Source organism: Bradyrhizobium sp., assembly GCF_049586575.1.
Taxonomy (GTDB): Bacteria; Pseudomonadota; Alphaproteobacteria; order Rhizobiales; family Xanthobacteraceae; genus Bradyrhizobium.
Genome location: NZ_JBAVCF010000665.1, coordinates 1 through 18,482 on the forward strand (window position 1 = coordinate 1; position 18,482 = coordinate 18,482).

The 18,482-nt window shown below is 61.0% G+C and carries 16 protein-coding genes, 1 tRNA gene and 2 pseudogenes; 10 read left to right on the forward strand and 9 right to left on the reverse strand.

From position 1 onward, the window contains the following. The first annotated feature begins 85 nt into the window (after positions 1-85). Together WB528_RS24365 and WB528_RS24370 are read left to right on the forward strand one after the other, a co-directional pair. Positions 86-162 (forward strand) — tRNA-Arg (locus tag WB528_RS24365). 95 nt (positions 163-257) lie between these two features. Further along, positions 258-935 (forward strand): alpha/beta family hydrolase, encoded by a 678-nt coding sequence (locus WB528_RS24370; RefSeq protein ID WP_423891508.1) that lies wholly within the window; start codon positions 258-260, stop codon positions 933-935. Positions 936-1,096: 161 nt separating this feature from the next. On the opposite strand, the gene gtdA is transcribed toward WB528_RS24370, so the two are convergent. Then, positions 1,097-2,137 (reverse strand): gentisate 1,2-dioxygenase, encoded by a 1,041-nt coding sequence (gtdA, locus tag WB528_RS24375; protein ID WP_423891510.1) that lies wholly within the window; start codon positions 2,135-2,137, stop codon positions 1,097-1,099. Positions 2,138-2,256: 119 nt separating this feature from the next. Here gtdA and maiA point away from each other — a divergent pair, with 119 nt between their 5' ends. From maiA to WB528_RS24390, 3 genes are read left to right on the forward strand one after another with little or no spacing between them, the layout of a single operon-like run. Next, the gene (gene maiA / locus WB528_RS24380) at positions 2,257-2,889 is read left to right on the forward strand and encodes a maleylacetoacetate isomerase (RefSeq protein ID WP_423891511.1); all 633 of its coding nucleotides are present in this window, start codon (positions 2,257-2,259) and stop codon (positions 2,887-2,889) included. Continuing rightward, on the forward strand, positions 2,879-3,388 hold the full coding sequence (locus WB528_RS24385; RefSeq protein ID WP_423891513.1) for a MarR family winged helix-turn-helix transcriptional regulator: 510 nt from the start codon (positions 2,879-2,881) through the stop codon (positions 3,386-3,388). Before maiA ends, WB528_RS24385 begins: the two co-directional genes overlap by 11 nt. Continuing rightward, complete coding sequence (locus WB528_RS24390; protein ID WP_423891515.1) at positions 3,388-4,581, forward strand: 3-hydroxybenzoate 6-monooxygenase; 1,194 nt, start codon at positions 3,388-3,390, stop codon at positions 4,579-4,581. Before WB528_RS24385 ends, WB528_RS24390 begins: the two co-directional genes overlap by 1 nt. Before the next feature lie 132 nt (positions 4,582-4,713). On the opposite strand, the gene WB528_RS24395 is transcribed toward WB528_RS24390, so the two are convergent. The 3 genes from WB528_RS24395 to WB528_RS24405 form a co-directional block, all read right to left on the reverse strand. Beyond that, entirely contained in the window at positions 4,714-6,327 is a 1,614-nt protein-coding gene (locus WB528_RS24395) for a benzoate-CoA ligase family protein (RefSeq protein ID WP_423891535.1), read from the reverse strand. A 2-nt stretch (positions 6,328-6,329) separates the two neighbouring features. Further along, positions 6,330-7,475 (reverse strand): FAD-dependent monooxygenase, encoded by a 1,146-nt coding sequence (locus WB528_RS24400; RefSeq protein ID WP_423891537.1) that lies wholly within the window; start codon positions 7,473-7,475, stop codon positions 6,330-6,332. 738 nt (positions 7,476-8,213) lie between these two features. Continuing rightward, positions 8,214-9,215 (reverse strand): NADP-dependent oxidoreductase, encoded by a 1,002-nt coding sequence (locus WB528_RS24405; protein ID WP_423891518.1) that lies wholly within the window; start codon positions 9,213-9,215, stop codon positions 8,214-8,216. Positions 9,216-9,577: 362 nt separating this feature from the next. On the opposite strand from WB528_RS24405, the gene WB528_RS24410 reads away from it, so the two are divergent. After that, complete coding sequence (locus tag WB528_RS24410) at positions 9,578-10,873, forward strand: dicarboxylate/amino acid:cation symporter (RefSeq protein WP_423891520.1); 1,296 nt, start codon at positions 9,578-9,580, stop codon at positions 10,871-10,873. Between the two features lie 12 nt (positions 10,874-10,885). Then, positions 10,886-11,812: an amino acid ABC transporter substrate-binding protein gene (locus WB528_RS24415; RefSeq protein ID WP_423891521.1), complete on the forward strand. Its 927-nt coding sequence runs from the start codon at positions 10,886-10,888 to the stop codon at positions 11,810-11,812. A 43-nt stretch (positions 11,813-11,855) separates the two neighbouring features. On the opposite strand, the gene WB528_RS24420 is transcribed toward WB528_RS24415, so the two are convergent. The 3 genes from WB528_RS24420 to WB528_RS24430 form a co-directional block, all read right to left on the reverse strand. After that, positions 11,856-12,113 (reverse strand): hypothetical protein, encoded by a 258-nt coding sequence (locus WB528_RS24420; RefSeq protein WP_423891523.1) that lies wholly within the window; start codon positions 12,111-12,113, stop codon positions 11,856-11,858. Positions 12,114-12,190: 77 nt separating this feature from the next. Continuing rightward, positions 12,191-13,507, reverse strand: coding sequence for a bifunctional folylpolyglutamate synthase/dihydrofolate synthase (locus WB528_RS24425; RefSeq protein WP_423891525.1), 1,317 nt, complete (start codon positions 13,505-13,507; stop codon positions 12,191-12,193). 77 nt (positions 13,508-13,584) lie between these two features. Next, complete coding sequence (locus WB528_RS24430; protein ID WP_423891527.1) at positions 13,585-14,595, reverse strand: ATP-grasp domain-containing protein; 1,011 nt, start codon at positions 14,593-14,595, stop codon at positions 13,585-13,587. Between the two features lie 335 nt (positions 14,596-14,930). On the opposite strand from WB528_RS24430, the gene WB528_RS24435 reads away from it, so the two are divergent. After that, positions 14,931-15,704, forward strand: coding sequence for a ferredoxin--NADP reductase (locus tag WB528_RS24435; protein WP_423891530.1), 774 nt, complete (start codon positions 14,931-14,933; stop codon positions 15,702-15,704). Between the two features lie 15 nt (positions 15,705-15,719). Here the strand turns inward: WB528_RS24435 and WB528_RS24440 are convergent. Then, a pseudogene (locus WB528_RS24440) lies at positions 15,720-15,880 on the reverse strand (DHCW motif cupin fold protein); the annotation flags it as partial. Between the two features lie 169 nt (positions 15,881-16,049). After that, positions 16,050-16,208, reverse strand: a pseudogene (locus WB528_RS24445) (DHCW motif cupin fold protein); the annotation flags it as partial. A 224-nt stretch (positions 16,209-16,432) separates the two neighbouring features. Between WB528_RS24445 and WB528_RS24450 the strand changes: the two are divergent. Together WB528_RS24450 and WB528_RS24455 are read left to right on the forward strand one after the other, a co-directional pair. After that, positions 16,433-17,278, forward strand: coding sequence for a patatin-like phospholipase family protein (locus tag WB528_RS24450; RefSeq protein ID WP_423891532.1), 846 nt, complete (start codon positions 16,433-16,435; stop codon positions 17,276-17,278). Between the two features lie 224 nt (positions 17,279-17,502). Next, positions 17,503-18,482 (forward strand): glutamate synthase-related protein (locus tag WB528_RS24455; protein WP_423891534.1); only part of this gene is annotated, 980 nt, incomplete at its 3' end.

The following is an 18,482-nucleotide window of genomic DNA, read 5'->3' on the forward strand; positions in this document are numbered from 1 at the left end:
GCCGAGCGCAAGCCAGACACTGGCGATCCGTTGCCGGCTCTGGTAAACGGAGGCCGAGACGCCGCTTGCCAAAGCGAAAGGCTCCGGTCCCGTAGCTCAGCCGGATAGAGCGACGGTTTCCTAAACCGTAGGTCGCATGTTCGAGTCATGCCGGGATCGCCATTTTTTCCAAAGACGTCGGGTTCTGAAGCGTCGGGTGCCATCCGACCCGTGAACGATGGCGGAAACATTTCCACCACCGCTGCTGCCGGAATTCGATGAAAACGAGCAGCCCGCAACAACTGACGTTTGGAGCCGGAAAGACCGGCCCGGTCTCGGCGCTTCTTGTCCGCCCGGATGCGCCGCGCGCGTGCTTCGTGTTTGCCCATGGCGCCGGCGCAGGAATGACCCATTCCTTCATGGAGGTGTTTGCGAACGGGCTCGCCGAACGCGGCATTGCAAGCCTGCGCTATCGATTTCCCTACATGGAGAAAGGCAGCAGGCGGCCCGATCCGCCGGCGGTCGCGCAAGCCACGGTGCGCGCGGCAGTGGCAAGGGCGGCGCAGATATTCCCGGACCTCACTTTGATCGCGGGCGGAAAGTCGTTCGGCGGTCGCATGACCTCTCAGGCGCAGGCGACCGCGCCACTGCCGGGCGTGCGTGGCCTTGCGTTTATCGGCTTCCCGCTGCATCCGGCCGGCAAGCCTTCGACCGATCGCGCCGACCACCTCGCCAAGGTGAATATCCCGATGCTGTTTCTACAGGGAAGCCGTGACACTCTTGCCGAGGTGGCGCTGATCGAACCGGTCGTGCAGCGGCTCGGATCGCGCGCGGCATTGCATCTCGCCGACGGCGCCGATCATTCCTTCCACGTGCTGGCGCGTTCGGGCCGCAACGACCGCGAGGTGATGACCGAAATTCTCGACGCCTTCGCGAATTGGGCCGGCGCGATCTAACTCATAAAATTGCCAGACAGGTGTCGTCCCGCGTACGCGGGGACCATAACCACAGCAAAGTGGTGTTGCGCGAAGCTGGCGCCACAGCACGGTAATAACCAGGGATCGGTGGCTATGAGTCCCGGGTCACGCTTCGCTTGCCTGGGATGACAGAGAAAGTATTACGCGTTCCCTCTGTCCTCGCGAAACAGGTCGAGCTTCTGCTGCACCGGGCGGTCGGAGAACGAAAACAGGACCGCATCGGCGTCGGCTTCGTGCGTGACCCACTGCCAGCTCGGCACCACGAACAGGTCGCGGGGTCCCCATTCGAAGGTCTGATCGCCGACCCGCGTGCGGCCCTTGCCTTCGATCGCCGCGAACACGGTCGCATCGGTTGAGCGGTAGCGCGCGGTCTTGAAACCCTTCGGCAGCAACTGAATGAAGGTGCCGATGGTCGGCATCGCGAAATCGCCGGTTTCGGGATTGGAGAACTTCAGCTTCAACCCGTGGCAGGCGTCCCATTCGCCACGCTGCTTGGCGGTCTCCAGCGCCTCGCGCGTGTAGGAATAAGGATAGTTGAAGATCGGCGAGGTCTTCGATGTGCGCTTTTCGTCGATCGGCAACAGGTTGCGGCCATAGCGCGCAAAACTGTCGCCGGCAGGGCGGGTGATCTTCTGCTGGTCTTCCTTCAGGGCTTCAGCAAAGGATGCGTCGAAGAACTGCACCATCGGAATGTCGAGGCCGTCGAGCCAGAACACCGGCTCGGAAGTTTCGTTGGAGTGGTCGTGCCAGGTCATCGCCGGCGTGATGACGAAGTCGCCCGGCGACATCGTGGTGCGCTCGCCGTCGACCGAGGTGAAGGCGCCCTCGCCTTCGAGGATGAAACGCAACGCCGACTGGCTGTGGCGATGGGCCGGCGCGACGTCGCCCGGAACCACCATCTGCACGCCGGCAAACAGCGAGGTCGTGACCTTCGACTGACCGCGCAACCCCGGATTTTCCAGTACCAGCACGCGCCGCTCGGCTTCCTTGGCGGTGATAAGCTTGCCGGCTTCGGTCATGTAGGTGCGGATCGCATCGAATTTCCAAAGATGCGGCCGGCAGGCGCTTTTCGGTTCCGGCGTGATCAGATCGCCGAGCACGTTCCACAGCGCGGAAAGATTTTCGCCATCGATCTTCTTGTAAAACGCCTCGCGTTCCGGAGTCTTCGCTACGGCTTCCATGGCCAACCTCCTCCTGTGTTCTTATGTCGTTTCGTGATTGACAGTATACTGCCAATATGGCTAGCGTCAATGACGGCCTGAAATGGCCGGCCGAGATAATGAAAAGGGGAGGTCTTGCGATGAAGCTGCACGGCTATTTCCGCAGCAGCGCGTCCTATCGGGTCAGAATTGCATTGAACCTGAAGGGGTTAAGCGCGGAACACCTGAGCCATCATTTGCGCAAGGGCGAGCAGCGCGCGGCGGACTATCTCGCGATCAACCCGCAAGGCTTTGTTCCGACCGTGCAGGGCGATGCTGGCGCAAACCTCACCCAGTCGCTCGCGATCATCGAATGGCTCGATGAAACCCACCCCGAACCGCCGCTCCTGCCGAAAGAACCGTTGCGCCGGGCGCACGTTCGCGCCTTCGCGCAGGTGATCGCCTGCGACACCCACCCGATCCAGAACCTGAAAATACTGGCGCGGTTGCGCGAGCTTGGCCTTTCCGAAGAGAAGGTGACGGATTGGGCGGCGTGGGCCAACCGCGAAGGTCTCGCCGCCTGCGAGAAGCTGATCGCGGCTGAGGCCGGGCCATTTTGTTTTGGCGATACGCCGACCATCGCCGATCTTTGTCTGGTGCCGCAACTGGCCAATGCGCGCCGGTTCGGCGTCGATGTCGCCGCTTTCCCGCGCCTGCTTGGGGCGGAAGAGGCGGCGAAAGCACTCAAGGCGTTTGCCGACGCCGCACCGGAGCGGCAGCACGATGCCGAATAAGCCTGACACTGTCACCATGGACGCGGTCTACACCGCGCCTGGCTACCTGTTTCGCCGCATGCAGCAGATCGCGGTCGCGATCTTCATCGAGGAATGTAAGGCCTTCGACCTGACGCCGGTGCAATATGCCGCGTTGATTGCGATCCGCACGCATCCTGGCATCGACGCCACACGGCTCTCCGCGGTGATCGCGTTCGACCGTTCGACGCTTGGCAGCGTGATCGAGCGGCTGGAGGCGAAGAGCTATATCGAACGCAAACCCGCGCCAGAGGACAAGCGGGTCAAGCTTCTGTATCTGACCAAGGCCGGCGCCAACCTGTTGCGCGACATCATGCCGTCGGTCGATCGTGTCCAGGCGCGGATTTTGCAGCCGCTGAAGCCTGCCGACCGCAAGACGCTGCTTGGGCTGCTCGAACAGCTCGTCGATCTCAACAATGAGGCGTCGCGCGTGCCGCTCCGCGCCGAAGACGCGCTGGAGCATTTAGGGAAAGCGAGCTGATGGCGGCCGCGGGCACACAACCAGTTCTGATCGCGGGTGGCGGCATTGGCGGCCTCGCGGTGGCCTTGGGACTCGCGCAAAAGGGCATCCGCTCGATCCTGCTTGAGAAAGCCTCTGCCCTGGGCGAGATCGGCGCCGGCATTCAGCTCGGGCCGAATGCCTTCCATGCCTTTGACTATCTCGGCGTTGGCGAAGCCGCGCGCAACATGGCGGTTTATGTCGACCAGCTTCGCCTGATGGACGCGATGACGGCGAAGGAAATTTGCCACGTCGATCTCGGCGAGGCCTTCCGCGGACGCTTCGGCAACCCCTATGCCGTGGTGCATCGCGGCGATCTGCACGGTGTTTTCCTCAAAGCCTGCCGTGACAGCGACCTGATCGATCTTCGCGTCAGCTCGGAAGTCGTTGGCTACGATCAGGACGGCTCGTCAGTCACCGCGCGCCTTGCCTCCGGCGATCGCGTCACCGGCTCGTTGTTGATCGGTTCGGACGGGCTGTGGTCGAACATTCGCAAACAAGTTGTCGGTGACGGCAAGCCGCGGGTCTCCGGCCACACCACCTACCGTTCCGTGATCCCGACCGAACAGATGCCGGAAGATTTGCGCTGGAACGCGGCGACGCTCTGGGCGGGGACAAAATGCCACCTCGTGCATTATCCGCTTTCGGGCTGGAAAGTATTCAACCTCGTCGTCACCTGTCACAACGACGCCCCTGAGCCGGTCGCCGGCAAACCGGTGCCGGAAGAAGAGGTGATGCGAGGATTCGCGCATATCCACGAGCGCGCGCTCGATATCATCCGCCACGGCACCAACTGGAAACTCTGGGTGCTGTGCGACCGCGATCCGACCGAGCGCTGGATCGACGGTCGCGTCGTGCTGCTCGGCGATGCCGCCCATCCGATGCTGCAATATTTCGCGCAAGGCGCCTGCCAGGCGATGGAAGACGCGGTGTGCCTGTCGCACATGCTCGGCAGCCACGCGAGCAATCACGCCGGCGCCCTGGAAAAATACCAAAGCCTGCGCTTTCCGCGTACCGCGCGCGTGCAACTGCTCTCGCGCGCCATCGGCGAACACATCTATCATCCCGCCGGCGAACATGCGCGGCTGCGCAACGCCATCATGAGCGCGAAGTCGCAAGCGGAGTGGTACCGCGATCTCGCCTGGCTCTACGGCGGGACGGGGTTGGGGAGTTAGGCGGGGCTTCTGTGCTGCTGTCATACTCCGCGAAAGCAGGGCATCCAGTATCCCAGAGACGCCAACGTAAAAATGAGACGCCGCGGCGTACTGGATCGCCCGCCTTCGCGGGTGATGACGTTGCGCGAGCTGTTACATCCGCATCACGGCCTGGCGGTCGATCTTGCCGGTGCCGGTCTTCGGTAGCTCGTTAGCGAATTTGATCTCGCGCGGATATTTGTAAGGCAAGAGCTTCGTCTTTACGAAATCCTGCAGCCGTTTTGTCGTCTCATCCTCGTCGGTCGCGGCCTTGTTCATGACCACGACAGCCTTGAGCGTCATCCGTCGGTCCGGCAGCTCTGCGGCGAACACGGCGCATTCGCGCACGTCGGGATGTTCAGCAAGGCACAATTCGACTTCAAGCGGATAAACCCATTGGCCCGAAATCTTGATCAGGTCGTCGGCGCGGCCGCGGAAGAAATAAAAGCCGTCCGCGTCGCGAACGAAGCGATCGCCGGTGTAAATCCATCCGCCCTCGCGGATGGTCTCGGCGGATTTGTCGGGCCGGTTCCAGTATAGCGGCGTATTGGAATCACCGCGCACCCACAAAACGCCTTCCTCGTCGTCGCCGACATCGCGCCCGTCGCGGTCTTTCAGCGCGATCTCGTAACCGGGGACGCGAAGGCCGGCGGCGCCAAGCTTTTTCTTCTCCGGCCGGTTGGAGAGATAGATGTGCAGCACCTCGGTCGAGCCGAGTCCCTCCACGATCTCAAGACGGGTGAGGGCCTTCCAGCCGTTGAAGACGTCTGATGACAGCACCTCGGCGGCAGATACCGCCATTCGCAGCGAAGCGAAATCGCACCTGTCGGCGCCTTCGGCCTTGGTGAGGGAGGTATAAAGCGTCGGCAGGCCGAAAAAGACGGTCGGGCGATAGCGGGTGATCGCATCGAAGATCGCCTGCGGTTTGGGTTGACCCGGCAACAGCAGCGTCGCGGCACCCACCGAAAATGGAAAGGTGATGGAATTGCCGAAGCGGTAGGCGAAGAACATTTTCGGCACGGAAAAGCAGATGTCGCCGGGCGCGAGCTTGAGAAAGTGTTGCGCGAATGCCCGATCGCTATAGGCCATATCGTGTTGCAGATGGACGATGCCTTTCGGCCGGCCCGTCGAGCCCGACGAATACATCCAGAACGCCATTTCGTTGCGATGGGTATCGGCCGCTGTGAGTTCGGCAGAGAAGCCCGCCAGCCAGTCTTTGGCGATGATCGCATTCGGAACGGCGTGGCGTCCCGCCTCACCATTGACCACGATCAACGTGCGCAGTGCCGTTTCCGCGCAGGCGACTTCATCGAAACGCGTGCAAAACTCGGCATCGGCGACGGCAACGGTGGCAGCGGAATCGGTAAGATAGAATTGCAGCAGGTCGGGTGGCGTCAGCGTGTTGATCAGGAGCGGCACAAAGCCGGCGCGCACCGCGCCGAAGAACGCCGCGGGATAGGCCGGCGTGTCGTCGAGAAACATCAGGACGCGATCGCCGCGTTTGAGCCCCAGCGATATCAAGCCGTGACCCCAGCGTGAGGCCTCCGCGCACAGTTCGGCATAGCTCACAGCACCAAGCGGACCGGTCAGCGCCAGGCGATCCCCAAAGCCCTTGTCGATGTTATCGAAGAGAATGCGGCTCGCATTGTAGATGGCGGGAAGCGTAAAGCCGATCTCACGCGCGCCGGCGCAGTCGGCTGGCACCTGATCGACGATCTCCAACGGCAAAGTCATGGTCTGCCTCCGCCCGCCGAGCGCGGCGACGATGCCTCGTAGCGCGCCATGAAGGAGGGCGACATCGCGCGCAGCCGCGCATGGTCGATCCGTCCCGAACGGGTGATGTAGCTATATGCGAAGTCCAACAGATCGAGCTTCATATGCTCAGGGAATTTGGCATACCAGTTGGCGCTGGTGCGCGCGGCCGTCACCAGTTTCTTCACGATCGGCTGCCGCTCGCTCTGGTAACGGGCGAGCGCGTCGCCGACGTCGCGCTCCGCTTCCAACGCCTTGGTGAGCGCGATCGCGTCCTCGATCGCAAGCCGAGTTCCCGAACCAATCGAAAAATGCGCCGAGTGCAACGCGTCGCCGAGCAGCACCATGTTCTTGAAGAACCAGCGATCGTTCCAGATCCACGGAAAATTGCGCCACACCGATTTGTTCGAAATCAGTCCATGGCCGTCGAGTGTTGCCGCAAACACCTGCTCGCAGATCGCTCTCGATTCATCGACGCTCTTGTCGGCGAAGCCGTAGGCCTGCCAGGTCGGCAGATCGCATTCAACCAGGAAGGTGCTCATGCGGTCTGCGTATCGATAATGATGCGCATTGAAGCTGCCGCGACCGGTCGCCACAAAGGTCTGCGACAGCGTCTCGAAGCGTTGGGTGGTGCCGTACCACGCGAATTTATTGGTCGAGTAGGACAATGAAGTTCCGAAGTCGCCTTCGAAGGTCCGGCGCACCATTGAGTTGAGGCCATCGGCGGCGACGATCAGGTCGTAACCCGACAACTGATCGAGCGATGCCTGCGTGTCGAAATGCAATGCGGCGCCGACGGACGCGGCGCGCGCCTGCAACGTTTTGAGCAGATCGAGCCTGCCGATCGAGGAAAAGCCGACGCCATCGATCTCGACGCTCTCGCCTCGCAGGTTGAGCGTGATGTTCTTCCAGCTTTCCATCTTCGGCGCGATCGCGTCCACCGTGTCGGGATCGTCGGTGCGCAGGAATTCAAGCGCCTGTTCGGAGAACACAACCCCGAAGCCCCAGGTCGCGCCCGCGGGGTTTTGCTCGAACAGATCGATGCGCGCGTTCGGATGACGCTTTTTCCAGAGATAGCTGAAATAGAGGCCGCCGGGGCCTCCGCCGATGACGGCGATACGCACGCCCGCCTCCCAGATCGACAGTGTACTGTTCATTAGGGCGATCCTATCTTTCGCCAGGTTTCGGCGCCATCAAAAAATCCGCGGAAGAAACCGCATCAAGACAAGACGGTCAGACAAAGGATCTGACGCGCCTGCAATTTATTGCGCAGCGAATTCGGACAACACGGTACTGCTCGGCTTGCTGGTTGTCGCGGCGGCTGCCTTGGGGGTGGCCGGAGCCGCGCCCTTTGCGGCTGGCCGGGCAGGGGCCGTGGCAGACTTTTCCTTGGGTGCAACGGCCGGTTCGGATTCTGTCTTTGCCGGGGTTGTCGGTGGCGCGGCCTTGGATTCGGACGGAGTTCTGACGGCGCGCACGGCGCTTTGACAGCCTGAGGAGAGGCTCGTCATATTTTTCTGCAAGCATTGCAACGATGCCATTCCTCCTGGCGGAACGCTCGCACAATGGGCTTCATAGTCCGAGCGGCATTCGGCTCGGATCGCCCTTCGCTGAGCATCGGTCGGTGCTTGCGAACAAGCGGGCGCGGCAATAGCGATGCTCACGGTGATTAAAAAGTGCCGCCTCGCGGCTCAACGCGCCGATCATTGGCATCCATCCCTGTCGCTCTCTCCGCAAGCCGTCGTTTTAGCCGACGTTAAATTATGAATACTCTGGTCTCGAATGTTGGCGGCGGATCATTGTCGTTTTTCGCTGCCGCAAGTCGATTGCCTGGCGAATGAATTGCGGCAGCCCGAAGCTTCTCACACCTTGATCATGCGCTTGCCGCGGTTTTCGCCGGCGAGCAGCCCGATCAACGCCTTCGGCGTATTCTCGAGGCCATCGATCACGTCTTCCTGCACCTTGAGCGTGCCGGAGGCGACCCACGATTGCAGGTCTCGCAGCGCCTCGTTGCGGCGTTCCATGTAGTCGGTGACGATGAAGCCCTGCATGGTGAGGCGTTTGACGACGATCAGGCCGGGCACGCCGCGTGGTCCGCTGGCGGACGGTATACCATCATATTGCGAGATGGCGCCGCAGCAGGCGATGCGGCCGCGGTTGTTCATCTGCGCAAGGCACGCCTCGAGAATCTCGCCGCCGACATTGTCGAAATACACATCGATGCCGTTGGGCGCCGCGGCCCTCAGTGCCTTGAAGACCGCGCCGTCTTTGTAGTCGACCGCGGCATCGAAGCCGAGTTCGGAGGTGAGCCAGTGGCACTTGTCCTTGCCGCCGGCGATGCCGATGACACGGCAGCCCTTGATCCTGGCGATCTGGCCGACGATCGAACCGACCGAGCCTGCGGCCGCTGAAACCACCACGGTCTCGCCGACCTTGGGCTTGCCGACGTCGAGCAGCCCGAAATAGGCGGTGAGGCCCGCGATGCCGTAGACGCTGAGCAGGTAAGTCATCGGCTCGATCTTCGGCATCTTGGCGAGATGCTTCGCCGGCACAGCCGCGTAGTCTTGCCAGCCGGTATCGCCAAACACGATGTCGCCGGCCGCAAGCTCCGGAGCCTTGGATGAAACGACCTCGGCGATGCCGCCGCCCGCCATCACCGTGTTGGCTTCGACCGCCGCGCGATAAGTAGCCCCGTGCATCCATGCCCTGTTGGCCGCATCGAGCGAGATGTAACGCACCCGCAGCAAGGCTTCGCCATCGCGCACCTCAGGGACGGTGCCTTCCCTCATCTTGAAGTGCTCGCTGCCGAGTTTTCCGGTCGGCTTCTCTACCAGCAGGATCTGACGATTGACGGTGGCGTTCACGGCTTTCTCTCCCTGTGGCTGTTCTTGATGCAGTCGCCGCGCAAGAAATGCGCAACTAGTGGTCCGATTCTAACATTCGCATCCCTTCTCAGCAGGCACTTCTGCGAATGTTAGAATCGTAGGACCACTAGCAAATATTAGGTTCTAGTGGAGTTTGGATCTGACATTCGCTCTCCGAGTTTGCGGCTACTACGTGGGTAGCGAATGTCAGATCCGCTCCACTAGCCGATTGTGCGTTGCATAAGAGGCTAGTCGCATCGCCCGCGTTCCACAACGGTAACATCGCGCCTACGGGAAGCGTGTTGCGCCGGCTCTGAAATCTGCCACACTCGCGCGGCTGGGGAACTTACGGGGGTAAAGGCATGTCCAACAGGTTCACGCAATACATTCTCGTCGCGATGGTGCTTGGCATCGTGATGGGAACGCTGGTCTTCAACTATCTGCCGGACTCGCGTGCCGATATCGCTTCGAGCGTCAACCTGATTGCCATGCTGTTCCTGCGCTTGATCAAGATGATCATCGCGCCGCTGGTGTTTGCGACGCTAGTCGGCGGTATCGCCCATATGGGCAGCGGCGCCAAGCTCGGGCGTATCTTCGCCAAGACCATGGGATGGTTCGTCAGCGCTTCCTTCGTGTCGCTGCTGCTTGGCCTCGTGATGGTGAACCTTTTGCAGCCGGGCGCCAATTTCCCCGGCACGCTGCCGGACAAGGCGCAGTCGACCGGATTGCCGGTGTCGGCTTTCTCGATCGAAAAATTTCTGACCCACCTGATCCCGACCTCGATCGCGGACGCGATGGCGCAGAACGAGATCCTCCAGATCGTGGTGTTTGCGGTATTCTTCTCGGTCGCGCTCGGCGCCATGCCCGAGCGTTCCAAGCAGATTCTCTCCGTGATCGATGATCTCGGCCACATCATGCTCAAGGTGACCGGCTATGTCATGCTGTTCGCACCGATCGCGGTGTGGGCGGCGATTATGGCGACCGTCTCCAAGAACGGACTTGCCGTCTTGTGGAAGCTTGTCGTGTTCATGGGCGGGTTCTACTTCTCGCTCCTGCTCCTGTGGGGCATCCTGGTCATCGTCGGCTTCATCGTCATCGGGCCAAGATACAGCCATCTATTGCGGCTGATCCGTGAGCCGCTGATGATTGCCTTCTCGACTGCAAGCTCGGAGGCCGCCTATCCGAAGACGCTGGAGGGTCTCAACCGCTTCGGCGCTTCGCCGCGGATCTCGAGCTTCGTGCTGCCGCTCGGCTATTCATTCAACCTCGACGGCACGATGATGTACTGCACCTTCGCCAGTATCTTCATCGCGCAGACCTACAAGATCGAAATGTCGCTCGGCACCCAGTTGGCGATGCTGGCGACGCTGATGATCACCTCAAAGGGCGTCGCGGGCGTTCCCCGCGCTTCGCTGGTGGTGATCGCTTCGACGCTCAGCCAGTTCGGCATTCCCGAGGCAGGCCTGTTGATGATCATGGGCATCGATACGTTCCTCGACATGGGACGCAGCGCCACCAATGTGATCGGCAACTCGCTTGCGACCTCCGTGGTGGCGAAGTGGGAAGGCGAGCTCGCCCCCGAACATGTGCTCGGTCCTGACGATGTGGTGCCGCCGGATATGATCCCCGGCGAGATTCCCGCGATGGCCGGCCATTGACGGGAGAAGGCGATGCGCCAACGGTTGAGAAGATCGATCGGGGCCTGCGGGCTGTGGCTCGCAGGGTGCCTGTTGACGACGGCCGCAGGCGCCCAGACCGGCGGCGAAGGGCTTAGCCCGGCGCTCGCCGCCATCAAGAGCCGGCACGCCGTGCATCTCGGCTATCGCGAAAGCTCGCCGCCGTTCTCCTTCCTCGACCAGGCCAACCGGCCGATCGGTTATAGCTTGGAGCTATGCCAAGCGGTCGTGGACGAGATCGGCGTCGAGGTCGACGATCCCGGTCTCAAGATCGAATATGTGAAGGTCACCTCCGACGACCGCATTCCGGCGGTCGTGCAGGGCAAGATCGATCTGGAATGCGGATCGACCACGGCCAATGCCGAGCGTTCGAAACAGGTGGCGTTCTCGCCGCTGATGTTCGTGGCCGGCACCAAGTTGATGGTGGCGAAGGACTCCGCGATCTCGGCGCCGAAAGACCTGCAGAGCAAGACCGTTGTCGTCACCAAGGGCACAACCAACGAACAAGCCATGCATGCGTTGGACAAGAAGTTAAATCTCGGCCTGAACATCGTGACGGCGTCCGACCACGAGCAGTCCTATCAGATGCTGGTGGACCGCAAGGCGGACGCTTTCGCCACCGACGACATCCTGCTCTACGGCCTGATCGCGCGGCACAAGTCGCAGGACAAATTCCACGTCGTCGGCGATTATCTGTCCTACGATCCCTACGGCATCATGTTCCGCAGGGGAGAGCCGCAATTGAAGGAGGTCGTGGAGCGCGCGTTCCGCAAGCTCGGTACGAACCACGACCTCGTTCCGCTCTACAACAAGTGGTTCGTTTCCCGCCTGCCGACCGGCGAGCGGCTGAATGTCGCGATTTCGCCGCAGCTCGAGGATGCCTTCAAGGCGCTCGACGACAGCGAGGGTGTGAACGATTGACGTTTCGGCGGTGGAGTGCGCCCGTCAGGGCCCGTCTGAAGACCTACTTGATGTGAAGTAGCGACTTGGTCGCGTTGATCGCGCTGTCGACGGTCGCCTTGGTTTGGCCCGCGAGCGTCTTGGCTTCGTAGGTCGCGCCGGAGGAAAAACCGGTCTTCGATTTCAGTCCCATCGCGACCTCGGTTTGGCGGAGAAGATTGCCAAAGACCGACGATGATGCGCCCTGGACCTGGTTCAGGTTGCTCACCTGGCTTCCAGCGAACGGCGGCGCTGAAGATGAGATCGATGATGTGCTGCCCATGAGGCTCTCCCGGGAGGTGCCACCATCGACTGGTTATGGTTAACGAATCGTTACCGGCGGAAGAGCACTTCCAGTCTTCAGAAGAAGACGAGTTTTTTCGCATCCAGCCCGCGTGCTACCGCGGCGAACTCGATCGCGGTGAACAGTCCGCCGGCCACATAGATTCGTCGGTTGAGCGATTTGGCTAGCGCCTCGCTCGCGCCAAACGCCTGCTCGATGGTAGCGGCGATCTCAATCCGCGCGTTCGGATTGAGCTTACGCATGGTCGAGGCAAGCGCGGCCGCGTCGCCGCCCTTGTGATGCGCTGTTGTGCAGACGATGATGTCGAACGCCGGCGCCAACGCGCCTGCGATCTCGTCCGCCTTCTTGTCGAAGGAAACTCCGATGACGAGAATCCAGTCCCGGTCACCGTAGATATGCTTGAGCGCGGCGAGCGACTGCCTGATCCCGTCAGGGGTGTGGCCGACGTCAATGATCGTGAGGGGAGCCTGAGCGATAGTTTCGAGACGGCCGGGCCAGCGCGTCTCGCCGAGCCCGGTTCGCACGGCGGCCTCATTGCGCGAAGCGGCGTCGCCAGGCCGAGAGCGCTCCAGCCAGCGCAGAAACAAGGCGGTCGCAATCGCGGCATTGTTAAGCTGGAAGCCGCCTCGCAAGGTGACATCCAGTACGTGGAAGCGATGATCGCGAAACGTGAAGTCGAAGCTTTGGCCGGCCGCCGCGATGGATTCATTGCCAATCCCGACTTCATCGCGGACGAACAGGCTTTCGACATCCCGGTTGCGGTTATACTCGATAATGTGTGGCCGCAAGTGACGGCAGTTTTCGCCATAGACGATGGTGCCGCCGGAGGCGCAGGCGTCGCTTTTGTCGGACACGATCAGTTCCAGCGAACGGCCGAGCAATTCGACATGTTCGTAGTCGACCGAGGCGACCGCGGTGATGCGGCTACCGAGCAAACGTACCGGGTCGTAGCGGCCGCCAATGCCGGCCTCGAACACCATGAATTCGCAATCGGCCTGCTGGAAATACAGACACGCCAATGCGAACATGGCCTCAAAGGCGCCGAACTGTTCGCCGCGTTTCCTCGAAACGGTGTCGATTGCGGTCTTGATCCGCGGTGTAAGCTCTCTCAATGGTTTATCGGCAATCGGCACGCCGTCGATCTGAAACCGCTCATTGAAGCAGAATAAGTGTGGCGAGGTGAACAGCCCGGTGCGCAGGCCATAAGCGCGGCCGATCGAGGCACAAAACGCCGCCGTCGAGCCTTTGCCGTTCGATCCGGCGATCGCGACCGATCGTTCCTGCAAGCGGGCGCGGTCGATTGCGAGCGCGTCGAGCAACTCGGCCATCCGCGCGAGGCAAATGCCCTCGCCATATTTTGGCAGGTCAAACATCTAGCGGTCCGATTCCAGCATTCGCATCCCTTACCGGCAGGCACTTTTGCTAATCGGGGTCGGCGGGGTGCGGAACGTCAAATCGGCTCCACCAGTAGCCCGACTGCCGAAAATGTGTGACGCCAGATTTTCAGGATCAAATCCGGTCGCTGCAATTCCTCCAATAACCGGATCGAGGGGTTGGAGTTGACTTCGATGATCGCCGTGCTTTCCGGATTTCCGCCAAGGTCGACGAACAGGTCCACGGCGGCGGCGCGCAGGCCGAGCGCGCGGACGGCCTCTCGCGCCATCGTCAGCGCGGTCGCATCGGGCGATGCAAACGCCATGTGGCCACCGGCGGTCAAATTCGTCCGGCCTGGAATTTCCCAGCGTTCGCTGGCTGCCAAAATACGATCGAGTTCGGTGCGGGAGAACGTCGTGGGATCGATCGCAGAAAGGCCACGGTTTCTCAGTGAGGCATTGTGGGCGACAAGGAGTTCGCGCAGGCTCCGCTTGCCATCCGCTTCAAGCGATGGCGGGAATTTGCGCGCGGAATAAACAACGTTGTCGTCGAGCAGAAAGATCCGGTATTCGACGCCGCTGACGACGGGCTGCATCAAGATCGCATCGTAGTGCGGCTCAACGGTGTCGAGATATCGGCCGAGCGCGGCCTCGTCGCCGATCGCTTGTGCAAAATCGCCGCGCGATCCCGTTAGCGGCTTGAGGAATGCGTTTCCGTTCAGCTTCCTGAAATAATCGAAAGCGTCCACGCGCTCATGCCCCGCGGGGCGAAGCGCGCGATGGCGAGTGCTCAGGAAGAAATAGTTGCCGCCGAGATTGGCAACGCCAGCCTCTTCCAGGATGCGACTGGCGAAATACTTGTCGGACGCCAGCGTTGCCGAGGTTGCGTTGTTTTGCGGATACCACGAGCAGCGACCGGCGCCGAAGTAAACCGCCTTGGTCGGCGAGGCGATGCGGAAAGCAAGGCCGGTGCCGCCGTCGATATCGTCAAAGCCAAGTCCGAATTCGGCGCTGGCATAGGCGGCGTATACCGCTTGATCCGGATAGGTGGCGGGCTTTCCCGCGCGAAATTCCTGCAAGTTCCGCATGCAATATCGGGCGATCTGGCATTCCGGCATTTTCGAAGAATATCTCTAACGAATTTTTCCCATGTGGGGCGGCAATTAATCACCCAAACAGCGCGGGTTTTCAGCACGTTAATTGCGTTTAAAACCCCGCGCAGAGAAGTTTTGGCCGAAAGCCATTTGGGCTGCCCGGCCCTGCAGTTTTCGACTGCTTATCCTGCACTGCAACATATTGACACCAGCCCAAATTGGGTTACTTCAACGGGTGTAATTCCTCAATTGGCACAGAGGCTTCCACGCATCGGAGCGGGTAGGTCGCTGTCGGCCGTTTTGCAATACGTGATCGGAAAACAGACCCCATGAGCGCGTTTCATCGAGAGAAGGTTCTTTCTGTCCGGCATTGGACCGATACGCTTTTCAGCTTCCGGGCCACCCGCGACACCGGCTTCCGGTTTCAGAACGGGCAATTCGCGATGATCGGGCTCGAAGTCGACGGGCGTCCGCTGCTGCGCGCCTATTCGATGGCGAGCGCCAACCACGAAGAGCAGCTCGAATTCTTTTCGATCAAGGTGGCCGACGGCCCGCTGACGTCGCGGCTGCAGAAGATCAAGGAAGGCGACACCATCCTGGTCGGCCGCAAGGCGACCGGCACGCTGATTGCCGACAACCTGTTTCCCGGCAAACGATTGCTGTTGCTGTCGACCGGCACCGGGCTCGCGCCGTTCGCGAGCCTGATCAAGGACCCGGACGTCTATGACAAGTTCGAGCAGATCGTCCTCGTGCACGGATGCCGTCAGGTGTCGGAACTCGCTTACGGTGAGGAACTGGTAGCAAACTTGCAGGGCGACGAATTATTCGGTCCGCTGCTTGCCGAAAAGCTCGTCTACTATCCGACGGTTACCCGCGAACCGTTCCGCAACCGCGGCCGCATCACCGATCTGATCACCTCGGAACAGCTGTTCAACGACATCGGCCAGGAGCCGCTGAATATCGAAGGCGACCGCATCATGATGTGCGGCAGCCCCGCGATGCTGGAAGAGTTGCGCCAGATGTTCGTGGCCCGCGATTTCGTCGAGGGCAATCACAGCGAGCCCGGTCACTTCGTGATCGAAAAGGCTTTTGTGGAGCGCTAAGAGTTCGCTGCGCTCTCAGTCGACTATAAAAAGCTTGGCGCCGGTCCTCGTCGAAGAGCGGTGCGCGGCGTCGCCGAAATCCGACACCTGGTAGCTCATGCCGGGCAGAAGGCGGAATGTGCGGCCGTCGCGCAATTCGGTGTCGAGCTCACGAAAAGCATGTGGCCGCGGTCACACCGTGCCCACTTTATGAAGTTCGCATCCAGCCCCCGCAATTCTGTTTGGCGAACTTCGGAAAGCTAATGGGCGCTGGCAAATATGAAATTCTAGCACCCGCTTGTCGATTTGAAGTCCCTCTTAAACGTCAGCCGCTTGCGCTGTAGGGACTTCAAATCGGCGGTACTAGTGATCGGCGAGATATCCCGGCGTGTACTCGACCATCCGGACGCGCAGATCGCCGATGTCCAGCGTGCGCCAGGGCGCGTGGCCGCTTTCGCCCGCATGCGTAGCGGCGGTAACCTGGCTTCAATCGGTGACGGTGAAAGGCAGCGCCGGAATTTTCATGCGATAACATCCTGTGCACGATATCGATTGGCGTGCGATTGTCACGGGCTTCCGGTTCATCATCACGGCCTGCTGTCGGGCATTCCCGGCGCAAACACCCACTCTTGATAGTGCGGTCTGCGGGGCCTTTGCTATAAGCTTTCAGAAAAGGCGTGGGTCTCAAGCGGCGATGCGTCACGGCAGGGGGGAAATGGGTGCTGTCCGCGTCAACTCAGGACGATAGGGTGAAGACCGCGTTCGTCTTCGCAGGCGGCGGCAGTTTCGGTGCGATTCAGGTGGGCATGATGCACGCGCTTGCCGCGAATGGCGTGGCCGCCGATATGGCGGTCGGCTCGAGCGTAGGCGCCATCAACGGCGCCTATTTCGCCGGAGCCCCTACCCTGAAAGGCGTTCTTGAGCTCGAAACCATCTGGCGCGGCCTGACGCGCCACGACGTATTTCCGGTGACCTTGCGGACCATGTTCGGATTTCTCTGGCGCCGGGATTTTCTGATCTCGCATGATGGCATCCGCAAGCTGCTCGAGGATCATCTGCCTTATCGCAACTTGCAGGATGCACAGCTTCCGGTTCATATCGTCACCACCGATATCGTCACCGGCGAAAGCGTCGTGCTTTCCGAAGGGTCGGCAATAGAGGCGATCGTGGCCTCTACGTCCATACCGGGCGCATTTGCGCCTGTACCGTACAGGGGCCGCTACCTTGCGGACGGCGCAATCTCAGCCAACACGCCGATCAAGGTCGCAGTCGAAAAGGGTGCGCGCCGTCTCATTATCCTGCCGACTGGTTTTGCCTGCTCCGCCGACGCGCCCCCAGTGGGGGCGATTGCCAGTGCGCTCCACGCGTTGACGCTTCTGATCGCCCGGCAAGTGGTGGATGATCTGGAAAACCTCTCGCCTGACATCGACTACTTCGTGGTCCCGCCTTTGTGCCCACTGAGGGGATCGCCTTACGATTTTTCTCTCGCCTCAGAGCATATCGAGCGGTCGATCCAAAGTACGGAAGAATGGCTCGCCAACCTTGGCCTGGAGAAAAAGCACATACCCGGAGAATTACGGACGCACGGCCATTGAGCCTCGGCTCTTTGGCTGCGGCCCACCATCCATCGCCTTCGGATACGTCCACGTTGCAGTGCGGGATCGAACCGGCCCGTCCGGCCCGGCCACCTGGACGGATTGATCATCCTGCCGATGATTGGGTAGCCTTGGTGAAAGGCAAATCACCTGGCACGATTTGTCATATACATGACTGTCGCTGCCGATAGTGTGAAGGCTGGCAAATCGGCCTGAGAGGACCCATGGAAACACTGATGCTGCCGTTTTCGCCGCGTTTCATCGTCCTGACGATATGCGCCGTGGTGACAGCGTTGCTGCTTGGTATCGGCATCGTCGACCACAAGACGTTCGACCTGATCGTCATTCCATTGCTGATTTTTGCCGCGCTCACCTTGCTTGGCATTCGCGACCTGACGCAAAAGAGCCACGCGGTCTTGCGTAACTATCCGATCTCGGCACATTTGCGTTTTCTGCTCGAAGAAATCCGCCCCGAGATGCGGCAGTACTTCTTCGAGAGCGAAAAGGACGGCATGCCGTTCTCCCGCGATACTCGCGCGGTGATTTATCAGCGCGCCAAGATGGTGCTAGACAAGCGGCCGTTCGGCACCCAGGAGGACGTCTATCGCGATGGCTACGAATGGATTCACCATTCGGTGGCGCCAAAGGTTCGTGCCGACCAGAAATTCCGCGTGACCATCGGCGGCCCGGATTGCACCAAGCCGTATTCGGCGTCGGTCTTCAACATTTCGGCCATGAGCTTCGGTGCGCTCAGCCCCAACGCGGTGCGCGCGCTCAACGCGGGTGCCAAGAAAGGCAGCTTCGCCCACGATACCGGCGAAGGCGGCTTCAGTCCCTATCATCGCGAGAACGGCGGCGACATCATCTGGGAAATCGGCTCGGGCTATTTCGGCTGCCGCAACCGCGACGGCAGCTTCAACGCGGACGAGTTCGCCCGTGTCGCGGCCGACGACCAGATCAAGATGGTCGAGCTCAAGATCAGCCAGGGCGCCAAGCCGGGCCATGGCGGGGTGTTGCCAGCGGCAAAAGTCTCCGAGGAGATTTCGCGGATCCGAGGCGTTGCCATGAACGAGGACTGCATCTCGCCGGCAACGCACCGGGCGTTCTCGACGCCGCTGCAGATGATGGCCTTTATCGGCGAGATGCGCCGGCTGTCCGGTGGCAAGCCGGCCGGCTTCAAGCTTTGCATCGGCCACCCCTGGGA

Bases quoted from the DNA above. Each gene is read 5' to 3' on its own strand.
- WB528_RS24370 (WP_423891508.1), top strand. From the start codon at position 258: ATGAAAACGAGCAGCCCGCAACAACTGACGTTTGGAGCCGGAAAGACC.
- gtdA (WP_423891510.1), bottom strand. From the start codon at position 2,137: ATGGAAGCCGTAGCGAAGACTCCGGAACGCGAGGCGTTTTACAAGAAG.
- maiA (WP_423891511.1), top strand. From the start codon at position 2,257: ATGAAGCTGCACGGCTATTTCCGCAGCAGCGCGTCCTATCGGGTCAGA.
- WB528_RS24385 (WP_423891513.1), top strand. From the start codon at position 2,879: ATGCCGAATAAGCCTGACACTGTCACCATGGACGCGGTCTACACCGCG.
- WB528_RS24390 (WP_423891515.1), top strand. From the start codon at position 3,388: ATGGCGGCCGCGGGCACACAACCAGTTCTGATCGCGGGTGGCGGCATT.
- WB528_RS24410 (WP_423891520.1), top strand. From the start codon at position 9,578: ATGTCCAACAGGTTCACGCAATACATTCTCGTCGCGATGGTGCTTGGC.
- WB528_RS24415 (WP_423891521.1), top strand. From the start codon at position 10,886: ATGCGCCAACGGTTGAGAAGATCGATCGGGGCCTGCGGGCTGTGGCTC.
- WB528_RS24420 (WP_423891523.1), bottom strand. From the start codon at position 12,113: ATGGGCAGCACATCATCGATCTCATCTTCAGCGCCGCCGTTCGCTGGA.
- WB528_RS24425 (WP_423891525.1), bottom strand. From the start codon at position 13,507: ATGTTTGACCTGCCAAAATATGGCGAGGGCATTTGCCTCGCGCGGATG.
- WB528_RS24430 (WP_423891527.1), bottom strand. From the start codon at position 14,595: ATGCGGAACTTGCAGGAATTTCGCGCGGGAAAGCCCGCCACCTATCCG.
- WB528_RS24435 (WP_423891530.1), top strand. From the start codon at position 14,931: ATGAGCGCGTTTCATCGAGAGAAGGTTCTTTCTGTCCGGCATTGGACC.